Source organism: Halolactibacillus miurensis (genome assembly GCF_900116255.1).
GTDB lineage: Bacteria > Bacillota > Bacilli > Bacillales > Amphibacillaceae > Halolactibacillus > Halolactibacillus miurensis.
The window spans coordinates 101971-123964 of record NZ_FPAI01000003.1 but is presented as its reverse complement, the minus strand read 5'-3'; the positions used below and the strand labels follow the sequence as shown (position 1 = coordinate 123964).

The window sequence follows — 21994 nt, the reverse complement described above, 5'->3', positions numbered from 1 at the left end:
GTGAATCAAAATGGCTCAATAAATAAGCACCGTCAAATCAAGAGGATCGAAAGCTTGATTTAACGGTGTTTTTGTTTATACTAACATGGTACTAAACGACAATTAAGTGCGTGTGTCTATTTAACTTACCGCTTAATCTGCGCTCCGTGTGCCATCACATCAAGCACATCTTGTTCGGTAACAAGGTTCGCATCTCCTGAGATATAGTGTTTCAATACCGATGCTTGTGTCGCAAAGGTGACCGTTTTGTCTGGTTCAAATTGAGATAAGATCCCGTGTAAAATACCAGATGCAAAAGCATCGCCACCGCCGACGCGGTCAATAATCGGGTCAATCGTATACGTCTCAGATGAGAAAAGCGTGCCGTTTGTATAGAAATACCCGGTTAAATCATTTTTAGAAGCTGATGGACTGAGGCGTTTTGTCGCATACACCGTTTGGATATTTGGATAATCAGCGATTAAACGTTTGTAGCACGTGTTGAGTGTATCTTCATGACGATTTGATAGAGATAAGTCATCGTAGCCGAGAAGATGGGTCATATCCCACGGGCTAAGTGACACGTGGGTCAGATACGGCATCGCTTCAGTGAAAAATGAACGCGCTTGTTCTTTAGACCAGAGTGTTTGTCTGAAGTTAAAGTCAAAGCTAATAGGGATATTTTTTTCGTTTGCTTTTTTCATTAGTTTAAGGGTGAAGCCTTGTAAAGATTGTGATAAGGCCGGTGTAATACCAGTTAGATGAATCAAGTCATAACCATCGATTGCGGTATCTAAATCTATCATGCTTTCTGTTAGTTCACTAAAGGCAGAACCTGCCCGGTCATAGATGACTTCTGAAGCACGCTGTCCGACCCCCACATCTAAAAAGTAACTGCCTACCTTTTTCCCTCCTTTAATGATGTTATTTGTGTTCACCCCAAGTCCTTTTAAGTAACGCATCATACCGATTGTGAGAGCATGATCGGGTAAGCGGGTGATAAAAGTTGTCTCGTGTCCGAAAATAGCTAAAGAGATGGCCGTGTTTGCTTCGGCCCCACCGTAATTTAAATCAAGTTGTTTTGCGGTGGATAATCGTGTGCCTGTCGGTGTTGAGAGTCTGAGTAGAATCTCACCTAATGTTAAGACGTTTGCCATTCTAGTCGCTCCTTTATTGAGTTGTAGTATTAAAGTGATGTGAACAAGCTATGTTTATTATTGCATGCGTTTTCATGTATACTAGTATCTTATTATAAATAGTGAAAGAAAGCAATAACGTTAAAGGTGCGTTTTTAACTTTTTTAATCAATTTTGATCGTTTGCCTGCCTAACTCATGTCATGAAGGGGAATAACATATAATAATGAATAAGACGAGTCAATTTCTAGATAAAGAGGCCTAAATAATGAGTGGTGAACCATGACTTTTCACATGGTTTTCGTATCTGTTACCTAGAAAAGTGCATGAGTTAGCCTAGGTATGCTATATTATGGATATGAAAGAAAAGAGGTGAGGAAATGACAGTCCCTACATTTTTACTTGGGGCCCTATTAGTTTTTAATATTGTATTAGCCTTCACGATTGTCTTCTTAGAGCGTAAAAATCCTACATCGACATGGGCATGGTTACTCGTTTTAACCTTTATCCCTATCGCGGGCTTTATTTTGTATTTAATCTTTGGACGTAAGCTCAGTAACACGAAACTATTTATTTGGGATAATAAAAGTAAGTTAGGTGTCAAAAAGGCAGCCCAGAATCAGTTACAGTTACTTGAAGAAAATTCATTTCCGATTCAAAAGGGATACCGCCATCATAAAGACTTATTTTATCTACATTTACGTAACAATGATGCGATTCTAACCCAACATAACGATGTGAAGATTTTTAGCGACGGTAAAGAAAAGTTTGATCAGCTCTTATTTGATATTAAACATGCGAAGCATCACGTCCATTTAGTGTATTATATTGTACGTAGTGACGAACTTGGGTGGAAGATTGCTGATGCGCTCATTGACCGTGCGAAAAAAGGATTAGAAGTTAGATTCTTATATGATGACATGGGCGCCAGACGCCTCAGCAGAAAATATATTAAGGCCCTTAAAGATGCGGGTGTACATGTTGAAGCTTTTTTCCCGTCAATCATTCCTAAATTGAACTTTAAAATTAATCACCGCAACCACCGTAAGCTCGCCATTATTGACGGCCGGATTGGTTACATCGGCGGGTTTAATATTGGCGATGAATACTTAGGAAAGTCACGAAAGTTTGGTTACTGGCGTGATACGCACTTGCGCGTTGTTGGTGAAGCGGTGCGAAATATGCAAACCCGATTTATTTTAGACTGGAACCAAGCATCAAAGGAGCGTGTGCTTCAATACGATCCTGTCTACTACACAGCAACACCAAAAGGGAATGTCGGGATGCAGATTGTTTCAAGCGGACCGGATAATGATTGGGAACAGATTAAGTATGGCTACATTAAGATGATCATGGAAGCAGAAGAATATGTCTACATTCAAACGCCTTACTTCATTCCTGACGAATCACTGGCCGATGCGGTTCGCATTGCGTCACTGTCTGGGATTGACGTTCGGATCATGATTCCGAATAAGCCCGATCACCCGTTTGTTTACTGGGCAACGTATTCTTATGTAGGAAATATGTTAGAAGCAGGGGCTAAAATCCATATTTATGAAAACGGCTTTCTTCATGCGAAGACGATTGTCGTTGATGGGAAACTTTCAAGTGTCGGTACCGCCAACATTGATGTGCGTAGTTTCCGGTTAAACTTTGAAGTGAATGCGTTTATGTACAGTGAACAAGTGGCACGTCAACTCCTTAAACAATATGAACGGGACATGAAGGAATGTTACACGCTCTCACTGGAAGATTATAAAAAACGTTCAACTTGGATTCGCTTTAAAGAATCCGTCGCAAGGTTAATTTCGCCAATTCTATAAGTAGCACTTTTTAAATGGATAGATCAATAAGCTCATTGGAAAAAACACAGCCTTAACGCTTTGGTGCTGTGTTTTTTCTTGTTTAACTGACTCAAGTTATACTATACTTAACAGTAGTGATACGTGAAAAAGGAGACTATTATGGAGATTCTATCAGCACATCAATTACATAAAGCGTTCGGTGAAAAAGTCTTACTCGATGGGGTGAGCTTTTCAATCGAAACCGGAGAACGGATTGGCCTCGTCGGTGTTAACGGAACAGGCAAGTCGACCTTCTTAAAAATCATGAGTAAAAAAGAAGACGCAGACTTCGGGGAGTTAAAACATCCGAAAGATTTCACCGTGAGTTACTTAGCTCAAGAAGCGGAACTAAAAGAAGACCTGACGGTCTTAGATGAAATCTACATGGGGGATTTGCCACTGATCAAAACGCTGCATCAATATGAACAAGCACGGAGCAGTTTAGAACAAGATCCGTTAAGTGAACAAAAACTAAAAGTGTTTCAACGAGCACAAGAACGAATGGATAGAGAAAATGCCTGGGATCACGAAACACAGGCGAAAACCATTCTATCAAAGCTCGGTATTCATGACTATCATCAAACGATTCATGCCCTTTCTGGTGGTCAGAAAAAGCGGGTCGCTCTGGCAAAGGCACTCATTCAACCGGCAGATCTACTCATATTAGATGAGCCGACCAACCATCTCGATCATGATTCGATTGAGTGGTTAGAACAATATTTACCGAGCTATAAAGGTGCGCTCATTATCGTCACTCACGACCGTTATTTCTTAAACCGGGTGACGAATCGCATCTATGAACTAGATAAAGGGCAGATGTACCGTTATGTTGGTAACTATGAAACGTATTTAGAGAAAAAAGCTGAGCGTTTAGAACTGGCTGAACAAAGTAAACAAAAGCACCAAAACATCTTAAAGAAAGAAATCGCTTGGTTAAAAGCGGGAGTTAAAGCACGGACGACGAAACAAAAAGCGCGCATTGACCGTGTTTTAGAGATGAAAAAACAGACCTTTGAACAGAAACAACGAGAAGTAGAGTTGAACTTGCGGGGGACGCGTCTCGGCGATGAAGTCTTTGAGTTAACGGACGTAACCAAAAGCTTTGAGGGAGAAGCATTGTTTCAACCATTTAGCTTCTTAATTAAGCCAGATGACCGGATTGGTATCGTCGGTAAAAACGGGAGTGGTAAATCAACCTTACTCAATATGTTGGCGGGGCGAATGCTGCCTGATGCGGGTGAGATTCGTGTGGGTGAAACAGTCAAGATTGGCTACTACACGCAAGACCACTCGGAGATGGATGAAGATTTAAAAATTATTGACTATATCAGAAAGACGGCTGACGTCATTCATACGAAAGATGACCAAGTCATTACCGCTGAACAAATGCTCGAACGCTTCCTCTTTAGTCGAGGTGACCAACAGACGTTTATCCGCCGGCTTTCAGGTGGCGAAAAGCGTAGACTTTATCTCCTACATGTCTTAATGCAGGAACCGAATGTGTTACTACTCGATGAGCCGACCAATGATTTAGATACCGAGACTCTGGCTATCTTAGAAAACTATTTAGATGAGTTTCCAGGCGTTGTCATCAGTGTGTCTCACGACCGTTACTTTTTAGACCGCACGGCTGATCAATTATTTGTTTTTACTGATGATGGTATCATCGACACCTTTTACGGGGATTATAGTGACTACTTGGCCGAGCGCAAAGAAGATAAAAAAGAACAAAAAGTCATGAATAAAGAACCATCAGCCCCCGTGAAGAAGAAAAAGAAATTGTCGTATAATGAACAAAAAGAATGGCAAACGATTGAAGATGAGATTGGTGCGCTTGAAGATAAAATTGAAGAAAAAAAACAAGCCGTTATTGATGCAGGGAGTGATAGTGAAAAGGTCAGGCTCGCTTATGATGAACAACTTGCGCTTGAAATGGCTTTAGAAGAAAAGATGGAACGCTGGGAAGAATTATCATTACTGGTTGAGTCATTAGAAAAATAGATTATTTCAACAATGGAAAGTGTTTGTGTATAATAGACGTGGAGTAACCTAGATTATATTTGGAGGGAAAACAAATGGCAGAACAACAAATGTTAGAAAAATACGCGGAACTCGCGCTAAAAACAGGTGTCAACTTAAAAGAGAATCAAGTATTAATGATTAACTCATCAATTGAAGGCGTTGATTTTACCCGAACACTTGTGAAGAAAGCTTATGAGCTTGGAGCGAAAGATGTCGTGATTAACTGGCAAGATGATGAGATCACGTTACAACGTTACTTACATGCGGCAGAAGAAGCTTTAACAACGGTTCCTCAGTGGCTCGTTGATAAATACTTATACTATGCAGAAGATGATGTGGCTTTATTATCGGTCCGTTCAACAAACCCAGATCTATTAAAAGATGTTGACCCTAGTCGCGTGGCTAAAGCGACAAAAGCGAGTGCTGAGGCGATGAAAGCATTCCGCAAATATACGATGAATGATAAAATTGCTTGGTCAATCATCTCGATTCCAACCAATGACTGGGCAATGAAGATCTTCCCAGGTAAAGATGCTGAAACAGCAAAAGAATTACTGTGGGAACAAATCTTTAACATTGTCCGTGTGAATACAGAAGACCCAATTAAAGCATGGGATGAGCACAATGCAACACTTAAAGCGGCCCATAAAATTTTAAATGATAAAAAATATACGTCACTTAAATTTACGGCACCAGGTACGGATATTACGTTCGGCTTACCGAAAGGCCACATTTGGAAAGGTGGCGGGGCGTATACAGAAGAAGGCCGTCACTTTAACCCGAATATGCCGACAGAAGAAGTGTTTACGATGCCGGATAAATACCACGTTGACGGGGTTGTCACAAGCACGAAGCCACTGATTTACGGTGGCAACATGATTGATCACTTTAAACTTACGTTCAAAGACGGCAAAGTCACAGACTTTGAAGCAGAAACGGGTTATGACACATTAAAACATTTACTTGATACCGATGAAGGCGCGAAGCGTCTTGGTGAGATTGCGCTCGTACCGCATCATTCACCTATTTCACAATCAGGTCTGATTTTCTATAACACACTGTATGATGAAAATGCGTCTTGTCACATCGCCTTAGGTAAAGCTTATCCAACCAATATGGAAGGTGGGGCGAAAATGTCAGATGAAGAACTTGACGCACACGGTGTGAATGATAGCTTGACGCATGTTGACTTTATGATTGGCTCAGCTGAGTTAGATATTGATGGTGTATTAGAAAATGGTGAAACAGAAGCCGTCTTCCGTAAAGGAGAATGGGCACTGCCTGGAATGAATAACTAAGAACGTCTCATGCGTTATGTTAACCACCACCCAAACATGTGAATGGGTGGTGGTTTTTTAAATAATAAAGAAATTTCTCGTTTTTTGTCTTTAAAAGGGTTCACTATGTGAAAAAGCGGGTATAAATAAATGATTATTTTTTTAATGAACTAAAGGTTTTACTTAAGGTGTGAAGACTTATCTACTTTAAATGGGTGCCTGGTAGATAACGAGCAGGTGGCGCAACCGTCCTAGCTGTTTAGGGCGGTTTTTTTTAAGAGTAGCCCTATCGTGTCACACTGCGTGTCAGCTGAGTTAAGGGAGGTGAGTGATTGAGGGATGATCTAATTAAACTGATCGTCATTGTCGTATTCATCATAGGTGTCTGGTTATATGTCACAAATGATCAACAAGAGCCGAACATCGCTATTTTTTCGTGGGATAAAGAAACGGTAATCGATAAGGGGGAGGATACAGCGGATTTCCTTCATCAGTATGAGATCAAACGACTGTTTCAATCGTTTTCTAGCGATTTGTCGGTCACAGACATCCAGTTGTTTCTTGAAGACATGGGCAGTGAAATGGCTGTCTACCAGTTGATTGGTACACCCGAGTGGGCACGTGAAGGTGGAGCGGCTAGTTTAATTGAAGAAGCTCGGCGTATCATCACGATTAACAAGCAATTACAAGTTGATCAGCAATTGAAAGGGCTGGTCGTCGATGTTGAACCATATTTACTCGATGACTTTGACTGGGACGATGAAACGCTCCAGCTGAGCTTTATGGCCAATATGCGTGCGCTTTATACGTATTTAACCGCACATGATTTGGAGATGATTACGGTCGTGCCCTACTTTTATGATACAAGAGGCTATAAGCAAGTATTAGAATTCTTAATAACAGAAGCAGCGACAGAATTAGCGATAATGAATTATTATCGAGATGATGAAATTGAACATATGATATATGAAGCAGCACTTGCGGAATCTATTGGGCTACCAATCACAACCATTTACGAATTCAAACCACCAGGTGAGTATGGACTGACAGAACGCAATACTTACTACGAAGAAGGATTAACGGCGGCTCACAATAACTTAGATACCATCATAGAAAATTTTTCGAATCAAGACATTTACGGTGCCTTTCATGATTTGACGGCACTGAAGGAGGTGGTTGGATATGAATAATGTGTACCGTGAAGAGAAGAAATATTTGCTTAATCTTAAGCAGTACTACCTTTTAAGACACAATATCGCTAAGATTATGACGCGTGATAAACACAGTTTAAACAATCCTTATGAAGGTAAAAAAGGCGAGGGTTATACGATTCGTTCCTTATACTTTGATTCGATTGATGACCGAGATTATCATGAGAAGGAAGACGGGGTTGAATTACGACGCAAGTTAAGATTACGGACGTATATGCATGATCCGAATTACTGTTTACTTGAATTAAAGAAAAAAGAAGGCCCTTATCAACAAAAAACGTCGTATAAATTGACGAAGGAAGAGGGAGAACAACTGATTGCGGGTAACTATAGCCTGCTGCTTGAGAAACAACACCCGTTCTTACTCGATTGTTACCAAATGATGATGACGCATGTGTACCGTCCAAAATCGGTTGTGACTTATGAACGGGATGCGTTTATCGCGAAAGAAAATCAAATTCGTGTCACCTTTGATCAAAAAATCCGTGGGTCAGAAAGCGATTTTAGTCTGTTTGATGAAACGTTAATTGAAACACCATTAATCGATGACAGCTATGTTGTATTAGAAGTGAAGTACAATGGCTTTTTACTCCAATATATTAAAGACTTACTCATTCCACTGGAATCAGCTCAATTATCGGTCAGTAAATACAGTATGAGTCGTAAAATAAGTAAAGATTATCAGTTAGAAAAATAAGACGTAACATAAAAAAGGAGTGGACAAACGATGCGTGACTTTCTTTATCAATTAGCGGAGCAGTCCCCTAATTTAAGTTTAAATGATATTTTAATTAATATTTTAATGGCGACAGCTTTGGCTATTGCGATTTATATTTCGTATTGGTATACCCATGTTGGGACCGCCTATAGTCGAAAGTTTAATGTGTCCTTAATTACTTTGACGATTTTAACAGCAACGGTTATGACCGTCATCGGTAATAACATTGCTTTATCTCTCGGTATGGTGGGGGCACTCTCGATCGTACGTTTTAGAACGGCGATTAAAGATTCACGGGATACCACGTATATCTTTTGGGCAATTATTGTTGGGATTGGGTGTGGATCGGGTGACTATTTAGTCGCAACGATTGGTTCCGCTGTTGTCTTTATCGTGTTGCTCTTGCTCGGACGAGTGAAAAACAACAATCGGATGTTGATTATTGTAAAAGCGGAGCGACAAGCTGAAATGCAAGTGGAAGGAACGATCTTTAAGCAATTTAATAAAAAAGCGGTGCTTCGAGTGAAAAATACTACCGAAAAATCGATTGAATGGATTTATGAATTGTCTCAAAAAGAATATAAATTAGAAAGTAAAAAAGACAAAACCATTACAGAGCTCCTTTATAAATTAGGGGGGATTGAATATGTTAATGTTGTGGCGCAGTCGGATGAAATTAGTGGATAACTCATGAAAGCGCGTATCATCTATTTACTCGTACCGGTGATGATCATTAGTTTAGCTATAGGTGTTTCATTCATTCAATCGGAACAGTATTACAACCGGGTGTATCAACATGAACAACCAAAAGAAGAACGTCGTGTACCGTTAGATAACACCCAGTTTACAACGCATTTACCGGTCGTATCGGTCACAACAAATAATCAGCGTATCCCGGGCGCTGTCATTCTTACACCTGCACGACATATTCAGTTATCAGAAGATGGTTTATCAGAGATTACAGTCGATGTCACCTTATTCGATGAAAAACCAACAACGTCACAAGCCCTGCTTCGTGTGCGCGGGAACTCTTCGCGACTGTTTGAAAAGAAATCTTATGCGCTGTCATTTGTCGATGATAACAGCAACGAACGGGCACTTCAAGTGTTTGGAATGGAGGCGGATAATAACTGGGCACTACATGGACCAGCGCTTGACCGAACGCTGCTGAGAAACTATCTCGCCATGAATCTATCTGGAGAACTGATGCCCTATGCCCCAGACGTCAGATTTATTGAGTTATTTATTGACGGGTCTTATGAAGGGGTTTATCTTATGATGGAAACGGTATCAAAAGGTGAAGGGCGCGTTGATATCCCAACACCTGAACCAAATAGTCCGATGACCAGTTATATTGTAGAGATTGATCGTGCAGAAAAGTTAGAATTTCCACTCAATGATTTTTTAGTCGACACTTACCGTGTTTACCCGTCGGCGACAGAACTCACGTATCCAACCGATCAACAATATTCAGAAGAACGCTTCAAATTCGTTAATGAAGATTATTCAAAACTGACAAAGCAGTTGTATCAAATTCCATATGCAACAGAAAAAAATGACTACAAAAACTGGGTGGATGATACGGCTTTTTACGATTACTTTATTATCAATGAACTCTTTCGTAATGTTGATGCTGGTTACTATTCCACCTATTTTTACCGGAATTTACGAGGGAAGTTGACACCTGTTGTATGGGATTTCAATAACAGCTTAAATAACTACCAAGAAGTCACCTTTGATGAAACAGGTTTTTCTTTAGTCGAAGCGCCTCTTTTTGAGCAACTGTTGATTGAGGAACGCTTTGTGGAAGGGTTGATTGATCGTTACCATGTGTTAAGAGCGTCTAAACTGAGTGATGACCGATTAAAGCGTTTGATTGATGATAGTGTTGACTATCTTGGAGAAGCTGTCACACGTAATAATGCCCGCTGGGGATTATATTTTGATTTAAGTCAGTATAATACGGATGACTTTTTACAGCCGATTGAGCGTAATCCAACATCATATGAATCGGCACTTTCTCAGATGGAAGATTATTTATTTGCCCGTAGTAAGTGGCTGGATGAACATATCCATGTGTTAAATCAATACAGTCACCCATCCAGACATAACTTTCATTCTATCAAATAACGAAGAAAGGGGGACTATAAATGAAGCGATTTTTAATGATAGCGATCGGTGTGTCCGTGCTGATCTTTATTGGTCTTTACTTATACTTCGTTGAAGGCATCTACGTCGCCTTTCTATCAGAAGGTGAGATCACCACCCCTTTTTATACGGCAGATCAACAATTCTTTGCGCGAGATAAAGAGGGGGATAAGGCCTTTGAAATAAAAGGAGTGGAGTTAGATAGTAGCTATGGACCGCATCGTGGGACAGATTTTCCTATTGAAGAAGAGAAGTGGCAAGATTGGTTTGACATGATTAACGATATGGGTGCGAATACGATTCGTGTATCGACCGTGATGAATGCGACCTTCTATAATGCGCTATACGATTACAACGAAGCCCGTGATAATCCGCTTTATTTAATTCAAGGAATCCGTGTCTCTTACGATGAAGTAAATGGAGATGAAAACAGTGAAAGGATGCGGTTTTATTCCTTATTGAAGGAAGATGCGCGAGATGTGATTGATATCATTCACGGGAGAAATCTTATATTCACCAATGATCAAAGAGGAAGTGGTTTCTATCGTTTTGATGTGTCACCTTATGTGATTGGTTACTTGATTGGTGATGAGTGGAATCAAGATATGATTAGTTATTTAGATCATACTTTAAACGAAGATGACACCCGTTTTAATGGTGATTATATCCAAACGGTGCCTGAAGCAACATCTTTTGAAAAGCTCATGGCTGCACTCGTTGATGACATGTTGCGTTATGAATCAAATAAGTATCGAACGCAGCGACCCATTGCTGTAAACAGCACCTTTGTAATGGATCCATTTGAATACCCGTCACATATTAAACAACAAATCGGTAAAATTAATCACTTTACGATGGATCATCTTTTATCTACAGATGAACATCTTTCAGGCTTATTCGCAAGCTATAGCTATGAAGAATGGCCAGAAGAAGCGCTACAGTTTATTGAAACAGATTCAAGTAGAGTGACCATCCATGATTATTTACGTGAGTTAAATGATGCCCATGATATGCCGGTTATTATGAGTAGCTTTGGTTACCCGAGTGAGACGTATATTAACCAAGACTATAATCAAGGTGATCAATTAATCGAGGGACTAACCATGTTTCAAGAGAGTGGATTTAATGGTACGATTATTCGATCCTTCCAAGATGTGTGGGACCGAAGAAATCTAACAACGGCCTTTATGTATGACCTTCAAAGCATTCATGAGTTCTCAGATGTCTTAACGCCCAATCAACATTACGGTCTCATTGGCTACCGCCCTTACCGTGAAGACGTCTTAATGACGATGGATGGTGACGAAATAGATTGGGAAGATGTAGAGATGGTAAGCGAGACAAATAATAACACGATAAAAGTAACCAGAGACCATGGCTATCTTTATATCCTAGTTAACTCTGACGCCATTCAGTTAAATGCCCCGCTCTACTTTGGTTTTGATTTACATCCGGGACTAGGAACAACAAGCATTAACCAAATAGACGCAACATTAACTGAGCCGATTGAATTTTTCTTAGGTATTCTCCCAGGACAAGGAGGGGTGATGCGCGTTATTGAAAATTATCAAGCATCACGGCAACAGTTTTTAGAAAGAGTGAATGGTGTCAACCCTTACGTCGAGCTACCGAAAGCACCTCTAGGATTTGAACGGTTTAAAGTCGCGGAAAGAAATCCGAAAATCACTGAAGAAAATGCGACATCGTATACGTATCCGTACACCTTTAAGGATGTGTATCCACTCGTCTTAAATGGGGAAGGTGCCGAGACAGATATTTATTTAGGGGAAGATCAAGTTGAACTAAGAATTCCATACGGTCTCTTAAATATGTACGATCCACTTAAACCAACCGTACACGATGATTATTACACGCACTATGGTGTTGAACCGGTGCCTATTGATGGTTTTCATTTAAGTATGATGACAAGTAACGGTGTTACAACCGATTCTGTTTGGGTACCGCTGGATCCTTTATCGGGTGATGTTGCTGTTGAAGAGGTCGTCAAGCCGAGTTACGAACGAGTAAAAAGCTACTGGGGAGGTGAAGATGAATGATTGTTGTCACCTATATTTATTTCTTTATTTGTTTATTAATTATGCTGTTTACCGTGGGTTATATTATGTATCAATATTATCGCCGGCGTACCTTTAAAAAACGCGTCGTGTTGTTTAAGCAAATAATTGAAAAACAATTAAACATCATTCACGAACATCGCCCCCTAGCCGAGAAGCACCGAACGTATTTGATTGATAAGTTGAAACATGTGAACCATTTAACGGCGTATCATGATGCGTTATTTAGTTTTCAAGACCATGAAGAAGTTACAGACTATAAGCGCGCAGTTGAACCAGTCATCAAGCAGCTGGCCACCTATTATGAGAAGCGTGATGATATGGAGAAAGCTTACTTTAGTTATTTTGTGGCGAGTCATGCCGGCGGGGTATGGCAAGATGAGGTCATCTACCGCACCCTGTTTCATTATTTAGATGAACCAAACGTCTATTTAAGAGAAAATGTCTTAAAAGCTTTGTATCAACAAAACAATCCAGAGTGGATTACGAAAGCGTATGAAACATTGTCCCGCCAGCATATCGACCACCATCAAAAGCTGATTCAAGATGGCTTAATGCGCTATCCTTATGACAAACAGCTATTGATGGAACAACTGTTTAATAAACGTCACAGCTTTAGTGAATCTATTCTATTAGGGGTGATTGGTTTTATCACCTATGAAACAAGTGACTATCAACAAAAATTTGCCGACTGGCTTAAAGAGAAGAAAGTCCCGTTAGAAGTTGAATTGAAATTGTACCGTTATTTTAAAAAGTATCCCACAGAACAGGTGAAAGCGCATCTCTTAGCGGCGATAAAAGCACCGCAAGATGAAAAGCGTATTGTCGCAGCGGATGTGTTAGCTGAGTATGGTTGCGATGATGTGATTCAAGCGTTGAAAACGGCAGTGTCAGATCCCAATTGGTTTGTCAGACGTAACGCTAGTCGGTCACTGCTTAAGACAGACGTCACGATTGATGACTTAATGGATATATTGACAGGACATGACCGATATGCTCGTGCGATGCTCAGGTATTATCTTGAAACGGAAGGAGGGTAACGTATGAATCTCATCGTTCAACAATTCATGAACGGCGTGGCGATATTCTTTATCGGCTATATGGTGTTGTATACAACGTATTTATTTCTCTCGGTCTTGTTTGGCGCCATTCGTCTCTATGATAAAGACCGTATGATGCGGCTTAATAATGAATTAAAACATGATTATTATTTACCCGTTTCGGTGATTATGCCAGCGTATAACGAAGAAATTACCATTGTTGATAGTGTGAAGAGTTTACTCAATTTAGACTATAAACTGTATGAGATCATTATTGTGGATGATGGATCGGCGGACGAAACGACCGATGAACTCTTGCGGGCGTTTCGATTCCACCAGACCGATCGACCGATTCAGCGGAAATTACGAACAAAAGCGATTGATGCGGTGTATGAAGCAAAAATTAATGGCATAAAAATTATGTTGATTCGTAAAGAAAACGGTGGAAAAGGCGACGCTTTAAATGTTGGCATTAATGCTAGTCGCTACCCATATTTCGTGACCCTTGATGCCGATTCATTGCTTCAAAAGAATGCGCTTGAAAAGATTATTCAGCCCGTTCTTGCTGATGAAAGTGTCATTGCGGTAGGTGGGATGGTTAGAATTGCCCAATGTGTGAAGATGACCGATGGGGAAGTGTTGGATTATCATATGCCTTGGCAACCGATCATCGGCATGCAAGTTGTCGAATATGACCGTTCTTTCTTAGCCTCCCGGATCTTACTCGATCAATTTAGTGGTAATTTAATTATCTCAGGGGCCTTCGGCTTATTTAGAAAAGATGTTGTCTTATCAACAGGGGGTTACCGGACCGATACGATTGGGGAAGATATGGAGCTTGTGATGCGACTGCATACGTTTATGTTGAATAATAATCGGCCATATAAAGTGAAGTATCACCCTGAAGCTATTTGTTGGTCTCAGGCACCTGGGTCGGTAAAAGATATTATGAGACAAAGACGCCGCTGGTATTTAGGCTTATTCCAGTCGCTCATCTCCTACCCAGAAATGTTTACCCGGTTTATCAAAAAGCCGGTGGGCTTTGTGTCTTATATGTATCACTGGGTGTTTGAGTTATTAGCGCCTTTTATAGAAGTATTCGGTATTGTTACGATTGCTATTGCCTACTTTTTCGGTCTACTTAATGTGCCGTATATGCTTGAATTGTTCTTGATTTATACAGGTTTTGGGATCATTTTATCATTAACGGCTTTCTTTCAACGTGTCTTTACTCAAGGGGTGAAATTACATGTGCTTGATATTATAAAAGCTCTTGTGATGGTTACTTTTGAGAATGCTTTTTATCGTTATTTACTATCATTTGTTCGGGTGACATCGTTCATCGGCTATAATAAAAAAGGTAAGAGTTGGGGTTCGATTAAGCGCGTAAAGCAAACAAATGTATAAGCTAAAAAAGAAAACCACCGGATGTCAAAGTGATGACTGTTGACATCCGGTGGTTTGTTATTTTAATCCAATACACCAACTTTTGCGAGTGTGAGTTTAATCATCCAGTACTCTACCTCGTCATACACCATATCTTTAATCGCCTTAAGCCTGGCTTCACCTACTTCTTCATAGGCTTCCAAAATATGCGCTTCTACTTCTTCGTCTAATAGGCCATTAAAATCAATTGCTTCACCGTCTTCATAAGCTGTCAGAAGATGGTCGTAAACCGTTTCAAGTTTAATGTTCCGCATCTTCGCAATTTTCTCTGGGACGATGTCTTGTTTATAGTAGTGTAACGTCAGTTCATGACTTTTTAAATCGCTCGTGTCTTTCATAATCGCCGCTAAGAAAAGGTCACCGTATTGGTCAAATTTCCGTTCACCGACCCCTTTAATTTGTAGCATTGCTTGTTTCGTCTCGGGTAAGTGTCTGGCCATATCACGTAAAGTTGCATCAGAGAAAATGACGTAAGGTGGGACATTTTCTTCTTCACTGATCGCTTTTCTAATGTTACGGAATGTTTCAAATAGAGAAGCATTATAGTCCTTAACCTCAGCTTCTTTCATCACCGCTTCACGCAGCCATACTTTTTCTTTGTTTTTTAATACATCCACGCCTTTTTGCGTTAAAGACAGGACTGGAAAGCGCTGATCTCCCGTTTCGAGGTAGCCTTCAGCGACGAGTAAGTGAATAAACTGCGTGATCTGTTTTTCGGTTAGATGTTTCATCAAGCTATAGGTGGATAATGTCTCAAAATTAAATTGTTTTATCTTTTGGTCTTTGGAACCTTTTAACACCTTGGCGGTAAGGGTCGCACCAAACCGTTGATTCATCCGCATCACACAAGACAGCACTTTTTGAGCATCGACGGTACGGTCGATTTTTTCGGTGCCTGATGTGCAATTGGTACACATCTCGCAGTCATCATAGGCGTGTGTGTCTTTAAAGTACTGTAACATATAACGGACAAGACATTGATCGGTATAACAATAACTTGTCATACTTTGGAGTTTTTTGTACTCTTGTTGTTTTTTATCATCATCTAAGTTCGACTGTTCAATTAAGAATTTCTGCAACTGAATATCTTGTGGTGAAAACAACAGAACACAATCACTCGGTTCCCCGTCTCGACCCGCGCGTCCGGCTTCTTGGTAATACGATTCGATGTTCATCGGCATCGAATGATGAATGACGAACCTCACGTTCGATTTATCGATTCCCATTCCAAAGGCATTGGTCGCCACCATGACCATCGCTTCATCGGCAATAAATTTATTTTGTTCTTTTACCCGCTTTGTTTCACTAAGGCCCGCATGATAATACGCGACTTTCACGCCTTTTTTTAAGAGCATGCCGTGCACAAGTTCAACCGTCTTACGCGTTGGACAGTAAATAATCCCAGAGTCATTAGCGTGATTAGTGACATAATCTTTAATAAAGGTTTGCTTGTCTTGCCCCTTTAACAAGTGGAAATGTAAGTTATCGCGTTTAAACCCAGTATTAATCGTATTCTCATCTGTAATATGTAACAACAATTGAATATCGCGAATGACTTCAGGTGTAGCGGTGGCGGTGAGGGCCATCACATACGGTACCTTCGGCAGTTGTTTGATGCGTTCAACAATTGACCGATAACTCGGTCTAAAATCATGTCCCCACTGCGAAATACAGTGCGCTTCATCAAAGGCAATGAAACTAATGTTTAACTGACTGGCCGCACTAAAAAAGCCGTCATGATCAAATCGTTCAGGGGCAATATAAATAAAGTCATAGACCCCGCGGCGCATATTATTCATCCGCTCAATGTAGTCATCTTTCGTGAGGGTACTGTTGATATAGGTTGCTTTAACCCCAATCGTTTCAAGGCTATCGACTTGGTCTTTCATAAGTGAAATGAGTGGAGAAATAATCAGGGCAGTCCCCGTATCAAGCATGCCAGGAATCTGATAACACAGTGACTTTCCCCCACCGGTTGGCATAATGCCAAGACTATTTTCTTTTTGTAGACTACGCTTAATGAGTTCCGCTTGTCCTGGTCTGAATTGATCGTAACCGAAGTAACGTTTTAATATATCTAAACTTTCTGTAAAAGTTGCCATCGTTCACCGTTCCTTTTTAAAGTTCTAAGAAGTCTATACTAACATAATTTTGCTTGTTTGAGAGAGCTTCTTCGTAAGTGCTCAAAATGACATAATAGAAAAAACATACACAGAACAAATCAAACAGAAAAAAAGGAATAGAGAAACAAAAAATGACACGAAAAGCCGTGTCATTTAATTAAATATATATTTAGCCGCTCGTCTTTTCTTGATTTTTTACCATGTTGAGCTTTAACTTTTGTCTAAGTACACTATTAGTGCACGTGTCGTGAGTATTTTGTGCTGATTTAAAAATTGCTACAACAGATTATACGGCTTGATAAATAATATTTTAAGCAAAGATACCAAAAATCATTAGGTGCTATTTTCCGTCTGGTCTATTCATTTGAAGTGTTACAACTTTCTTTTTCGATGCGTTCAAGACTATTAAAGACTTGGGGTATCCCGTTAAATATCGACACGTATTCATATGACTTACCGCTACAGATTCAGAGAATGTCTGCCTGTCTTTAAAAATGGTGTTTCATTGAGCCGTCGGATAGCGTCTCTTTAAAAATGACATTGATTAATCGATTAATCAATTTTAACGATTTAAAATATATTCTTCTGTCCCACTGGCCGTGAGTTCGTATAAACGCGGTACAAATGCGTGAGAATCGTTTTGGCGACCGCATAACTTGGGACGGCAAACAGTAAACCGATAAAGCCAAACATCGCACCCGCCGCTAAAATAACCGTAATGACCGTTAAAGGATGGAGATTTAATGCTTTTCCCATGATATTAGGGGAAATTAAATTACCTTCGATTTGTTGTGCGACAAGCATAATCACGCCGGTCCACACACCAATCATCGGGTCTTGGAAGAACCCAATGATGACGGCAGGAATAGCGGAAATCCACGGGCCAATAAACGGAATCAAATTCATAAATAAGCCAAAGATTGCTAAAACAAGCGCATAATTTAAGCCGACAATGCTGTAACCAATGAGAAGAATAACCGCAACAAAAATACTGACAAGTACTTGTCCTTGGATAAATGATGTTAACGTTTGGTTAATGTTTTTTAATAGCGTCTCAATACTTTTAGCTTTCTGTTCACTAAAGAACTGCGTGATAAAGGGTGTCAATTTCTTACCGTCTTTCAACATAAAGAAGAGGAAGAATGGAATCATAATAAATGAGAATAAAAAGCTAAACACAGAACTGATCATACTAAAGAGGTTGGTTAGCACTTGTTCAGCATACGTATCTAAGTTATCGATCACATTTTGAATCGAGTCTTCAAAGGCAACGGGTAAGTATTCTTGACGGTTTTGCCAAAGCTCCCATAAATCTTCAACCCACTTCGCAATCGCTGGAACATTCTCAACGAGTCGCGCGGTTTGTTCTTGGAGTGGTGGAATGAGAAACAGACTAATGAGATAGATGACGAGTCCAATCGCAGCAAAAACGATCAACACGCCAAATATACGCTTTACTTTATAGCGTTCTAACAAATCAACGAGCGGGTTCGTAATATAGAAGAATAAGCCAGCTCCGACAATCGGTACGGCGATAGAGGCGAGTAATAGACCAATAGGAACAAAAATAAAGTCAGTTAAGTGTACTAAGTACACAAGGGAAAAGATTAAGATGAGATAGACTAAAATGCGAAACGGTTTTTGTGTAGTCATGAAAGATTCCTCCATTTGTTTAAACAATATGTATGTGTCCTTATCATACCATAGGAGATGTGCCACGTGGTAAAGATATCCTTAATAAAACGAACAGCCTCTACGCATAAGCGAGAGGCTGTTCGTTTGGAATAAATTTGATCGTTTTAGGGTGAGAAGACACCTTCCTCAAACATTCGTGAGAATGTTAGGTGGGGGTAGTTCAATGGTTAGATCATGGATTGTTTTACGCTTCTTTTCTTAATTTCAATAACGCTAAGTAAAGCGGTGGAATTAAGAAAAGGGTTAATAGTGTCGCAAAGAAAATACCGTACACAATCGCTACAGCTAATGGTTTAAATAGAACATCTCCCGTAATAATGATGGGGATTAATGCTGCCATTGATGTGAGCGTCGTGAGTAAGATTGGTTTTAAACGTAAGCGACCGGCTTCAATAAAGGCATCGGTCAGTGAGTTATAGTTGTCGCGGTTTTGTTCAATAAACTCAATTAAGAGAATCGCATTACGCACGATAACCCCACTTAATGCCACAATCCCTAAGACACCTAAGAAACTGAGTGGTTCACCTGAGATAAATAGACCCACAACCGCACCACTAAGGGCTAAGAGAATCGTAAAACTAATGAGAATCGGTGTGGTGAGTGAATTAAACTGAATCGCCAGTGTCGTATAGATTAAGAATAAAACGACTAAGAATAACTTACCGACCTCTAAGAAGAATTCGGTTTGAGTATCTTGTTCACCTGATTCAGATAAACTAAAGCCTGCAGGTAAGTCGCTTCTCACGTCTTCTATGATCGATGAAATATCGCCATCTTCGGTCGTGAAAATATCAAATGAAATGAATCGGTCCCCGTTTAAATGATTAATCGCATTCACTTGTTCGATCGTTGTTTTTTCAACGAATTGATCGAGTGAGACAATCATTGGCATAGGACTGTCACTAGAGAAACTCGCCAGTTCTAAGTTGTCTAACGCTAGACCGTTCGGGTCATTATCGTTATAGCTCAAGTTAATCGGAAGTCGAGTGTTACCATCGTCAAACGTACCAAGTGGTGCCCCAATGGAGGCCAATTGCATTAAACCTGTGACCTGTGTTTCGGTGAAACCATAAGCGAACATTGCCTCTTCATCAATCGTGACTTCAGTAAAGGGTTTTGTCTGTGAGTTTGATGAGACAAAAGAAACGTCATCTGATGCCTTTAACTTTTCATTGATGTCTTCTGATATGTTAAGGAGTTCGGATAAGTCTTCACCTTTTAATGTTAAGCTCACGTCAGCAGAAGCAGGAGGACCTGAAACAATCGTTTCAAGTTGCATCGTCACCTCAGGGAACTGGTCTCTCACATCTCCTTCATACGTAGTAATAAAGTCTAATACTTTTGTTTTATCTTGATCAATTCGGACAACGACATGTCCGGTGTTGCTACCGCTATTTGGAATCGACGCGCCGAAAATACCTGGTAAGCCTTCGCCGGCGTAACTCGCTGTTTCTTTTACAACGTCTGTTTGTTTAAAGTAATCTTCGATCGCGATCAAGGTCTCTTGTGTTTCTTCAATCGGTGTACCCGCTGGGAGCGTTGCCGTTATTGTGACTTCCTCACGCTCTGCCGCCGGGAAAAACTCGATTGGGACAAGTAAAATAAGACTTAAGAAACCAACCATAATAACGAGACCGCTGATAATCGTAATGAGTGGACGTCTTAAACTAAACGGTACGATGTGATCCGCATAGACATTGCTGAGTTTTTGAAAGACGGGGTTCAGTAAACCGGACCGTCTCTGTTTTTTCTTTGTCCGTAGTTTTTGTTCTTGGTAGCGGAAGGCTGGCATAAAGCTGAGTGCTAACAGTGTAGAAGCTAGTACGGTAAACACAAGTGCCAGTGGCAAGCCGCGAATAAAGTCGCCGTTACTACCTGATAAGAACGTTAACGGGATAAAACTAAAGACGATGAGTAACGTCGAGGTGATAATTGAGACGCGTACCTCTTTCACACCGTTAATAACGCCTTCAAGTGGTGAATCACCAAGTAAGAAGCGGCGTTCAATATTATCATTGACGACAATCGCATCATCGACTAAGATCCCAATCGCCACAATCATCCCAATCACCGAAATTTGGTTTAAATCAACCCCGCTATAAGGCAGTGGAATAAGACCGATAATAATCGATAAAGGAATCGCTAGAGCAACTAAAATGGCAGAGGTTATAGGTAACCCAAGGACCATAATCACAAGGACAGCGATAAATGAAATGATGAGAGATTCTAGTAAACTTGAGTAAACCTCATCAATAATCGTTGATTGACTAAAGTAAGAGCTGATGGTGACATCGTCGCTGAATAATGTATCAGCTTCAGCTTGCGCTTCTTTTAATGGTGTGTCTAAATTAAGAATATTAATACCATCATCAGCTTGGACGGTGACTGATACGACAGACTGTCCGTCTTCGTGAATTAAACTCGACGGCGCATCGGTTATCACCTCAATCGAAGCAACATCTTCAAGTGTCACATTTTCTCCGTTTGTATTGGTGATAAGAGTGGCTTTAAAATCATCTAAATCTTGATAAGAAGACAAAGTCAATGTTCGGATGGTATCATCACCTTGATCGGTGCCAAGTGGTATAGGTGCGATCGTTCGCGAGATGGTTTCAATGACTTGATTTGGTTGTAATTGATAGCGTGCTAACGCGTCTGGTTCCATTTGAACTGACAATGTTTCACCAGGTAATCCGCGGATGTCTGTGGATTTTACCCCTGGGATTGCGGTTAAGTTATCCGCAAACTGATGAATCGCTTCGCGATTATTCAGTAAGGTATCGTAGTTATCAGCCGCAATGTGGAAGGTTTCCACATTTGACTGAATCAAATCTGTGTTAATGTTGACAGCCCTCACATCATCAGGAAAGCTCGTTCTTACTGCACTGACGCTTTGGTTAATGTTTTGATACAGCTGATTCGTATCAACGTCATCTAATAAGACTAGGGTCAGATTGACGAAGCCGTTCAGTGAGGCTGATTGAATCTCGTCAATGCCATCAATCGTGAGTAACTCCTCCTCAAGTGGTGTCGTAATGGCTTTTTCCATTGATTCAGGTGCAGCACCTGGGTAAATCACTTGGATAGAAGCAAGCGGTTGATTAATCTCTGGAATATCGCGCTTCGGTAATTGAATGTAGGTAAAGATACCGACAGACACGAGTAAGAGAATGAGGATCCAAAGGATCTTCCGATATTTCAGTAATGTTTGCATAAAAGTCATCCTTTCTCGTTGTTTAGTATATGACTGATGTTGTGGCGCGATACTTGCAGCGCTTATA

Annotated in this window: 14 protein-coding genes; 10 read left to right on the top strand and 4 right to left on the bottom strand. The window is 40.4% G+C overall.

Annotated elements, in window-relative coordinates; genetic code table 11:
- Window positions 1–125 precede the first annotated feature (125 nt).
- Window positions 126–1136, bottom strand: a complete 1011-nt coding sequence (locus BM390_RS03335) for a sugar kinase (protein WP_062320621.1) — start codon at window positions 1134–1136, stop codon at window positions 126–128.
- A 358-nt stretch (window positions 1137–1494) separates the two neighbouring features.
- On the opposite strand from BM390_RS03335, the gene cls reads away from it, so the two are divergent.
- The 10 genes from cls (at window position 1495) to BM390_RS03285 (ending at window position 14856) form a co-directional block, all read left to right on the top strand.
- Window positions 1495–2937 (top strand): cardiolipin synthase, encoded by a 1443-nt coding sequence (cls, locus tag BM390_RS03330; protein WP_089852915.1) that lies wholly within the window; start codon window positions 1495–1497, stop codon window positions 2935–2937.
- 141 nt (window positions 2938–3078) lie between these two features.
- Window positions 3079–4959: an ABC-F family ATP-binding cassette domain-containing protein gene (locus BM390_RS03325; protein WP_089852914.1), complete on the top strand. Its 1881-nt coding sequence runs from the start codon at window positions 3079–3081 to the stop codon at window positions 4957–4959.
- Window positions 4960–5033: 74 nt separating this feature from the next.
- Window positions 5034–6278, top strand: a complete 1245-nt coding sequence (locus tag BM390_RS03320; protein ID WP_062320623.1) for an aminopeptidase — start codon at window positions 5034–5036, stop codon at window positions 6276–6278.
- 311 nt (window positions 6279–6589) lie between these two features.
- Window positions 6590–7447 (top strand): hypothetical protein, encoded by an 858-nt coding sequence (locus BM390_RS03315; protein WP_089852913.1) that lies wholly within the window; start codon window positions 6590–6592, stop codon window positions 7445–7447.
- Window positions 7440–8165 (top strand): polyphosphate polymerase domain-containing protein, encoded by a 726-nt coding sequence (locus BM390_RS03310; protein ID WP_082394436.1) that lies wholly within the window; start codon window positions 7440–7442, stop codon window positions 8163–8165. Before BM390_RS03315 ends, BM390_RS03310 begins: the two co-directional genes overlap by 8 nt.
- Window positions 8166–8195: 30 nt before the next feature.
- The gene (locus BM390_RS03305; protein ID WP_062320627.1) at window positions 8196–8873 is read left to right on the top strand and encodes a DUF4956 domain-containing protein; all 678 of its coding nucleotides are present in this window, start codon (window positions 8196–8198) and stop codon (window positions 8871–8873) included.
- Between the two features lie 3 nt (window positions 8874–8876).
- Window positions 8877–10316, top strand: a complete 1440-nt coding sequence (locus BM390_RS03300) for a CotH kinase family protein (protein WP_062320629.1) — start codon at window positions 8877–8879, stop codon at window positions 10314–10316.
- Window positions 10317–10336: 20 nt separating this feature from the next.
- Entirely contained in the window at window positions 10337–12391 is a 2055-nt protein-coding gene (locus BM390_RS03295) for a hypothetical protein (RefSeq protein ID WP_062320631.1), read from the top strand.
- The gene (locus tag BM390_RS03290; protein ID WP_062320633.1) at window positions 12388–13449 is read left to right on the top strand and encodes a HEAT repeat domain-containing protein; all 1062 of its coding nucleotides are present in this window, start codon (window positions 12388–12390) and stop codon (window positions 13447–13449) included. The genes BM390_RS03295 and BM390_RS03290 overlap by 4 nt, the downstream gene beginning before the upstream one ends.
- A 3-nt stretch (window positions 13450–13452) precedes the next feature.
- Window positions 13453–14856 (top strand): glycosyltransferase family 2 protein, encoded by a 1404-nt coding sequence (locus BM390_RS03285; RefSeq protein WP_089852912.1) that lies wholly within the window; start codon window positions 13453–13455, stop codon window positions 14854–14856.
- Between the two features lie 62 nt (window positions 14857–14918).
- Here the strand turns inward: BM390_RS03285 and recQ are convergent, their stop codons facing one another.
- The 3 genes from recQ to BM390_RS03270 form a co-directional block, all read right to left on the bottom strand.
- Entirely contained in the window at window positions 14919–16997 is a 2079-nt protein-coding gene (recQ, locus tag BM390_RS03280) for a DNA helicase RecQ (RefSeq protein ID WP_089852911.1), read from the bottom strand.
- A gap of 591 nt (window positions 16998–17588) precedes the next feature.
- On the bottom strand, window positions 17589–18671 hold the full coding sequence (locus BM390_RS03275) for an AI-2E family transporter (protein WP_062320640.1): 1083 nt from the start codon (window positions 18669–18671) through the stop codon (window positions 17589–17591).
- A 226-nt stretch (window positions 18672–18897) separates the two neighbouring features.
- Complete coding sequence (locus tag BM390_RS03270) at window positions 18898–21927, bottom strand: efflux RND transporter permease subunit (protein ID WP_089852910.1); 3030 nt, start codon at window positions 21925–21927, stop codon at window positions 18898–18900.
- Window positions 21928–21994: the final 67 nt, after the last annotated feature.

What these genes read in the sequence shown, in the direction of transcription:
- BM390_RS03300 (WP_062320629.1), top strand. Translation starts at nt 8,877, where the DNA reads ATGAAAGCGCGTATCATCTATTTACTCGTACCGGTGATGATCATTAGT.
- BM390_RS03310 (WP_082394436.1), top strand. Translation starts at nt 7,440, where the DNA reads ATGAATAATGTGTACCGTGAAGAGAAGAAATATTTGCTTAATCTTAAG.
- BM390_RS03325 (WP_089852914.1), top strand. Translation starts at nt 3,079, where the DNA reads ATGGAGATTCTATCAGCACATCAATTACATAAAGCGTTCGGTGAAAAA.
- BM390_RS03305 (WP_062320627.1), top strand. Translation starts at nt 8,196, where the DNA reads ATGCGTGACTTTCTTTATCAATTAGCGGAGCAGTCCCCTAATTTAAGT.
- BM390_RS03335 (WP_062320621.1), bottom strand. Translation starts at nt 1,136, where the DNA reads ATGGCAAACGTCTTAACATTAGGTGAGATTCTACTCAGACTCTCAACA.
- BM390_RS03295 (WP_062320631.1), top strand. Translation starts at nt 10,337, where the DNA reads ATGAAGCGATTTTTAATGATAGCGATCGGTGTGTCCGTGCTGATCTTT.
- cls (WP_089852915.1), top strand. Translation starts at nt 1,495, where the DNA reads ATGACAGTCCCTACATTTTTACTTGGGGCCCTATTAGTTTTTAATATT.
- BM390_RS03290 (WP_062320633.1), top strand. Translation starts at nt 12,388, where the DNA reads ATGATTGTTGTCACCTATATTTATTTCTTTATTTGTTTATTAATTATG.
- BM390_RS03270 (WP_089852910.1), bottom strand. Translation starts at nt 21,927, where the DNA reads ATGCAAACATTACTGAAATATCGGAAGATCCTTTGGATCCTCATTCTC.
- recQ (WP_089852911.1), bottom strand. Translation starts at nt 16,997, where the DNA reads ATGGCAACTTTTACAGAAAGTTTAGATATATTAAAACGTTACTTCGGT.
- BM390_RS03285 (WP_089852912.1), top strand. Translation starts at nt 13,453, where the DNA reads ATGAATCTCATCGTTCAACAATTCATGAACGGCGTGGCGATATTCTTT.
- BM390_RS03320 (WP_062320623.1), top strand. Translation starts at nt 5,034, where the DNA reads ATGGCAGAACAACAAATGTTAGAAAAATACGCGGAACTCGCGCTAAAA.
- BM390_RS03275 (WP_062320640.1), bottom strand. Translation starts at nt 18,671, where the DNA reads ATGACTACACAAAAACCGTTTCGCATTTTAGTCTATCTCATCTTAATC.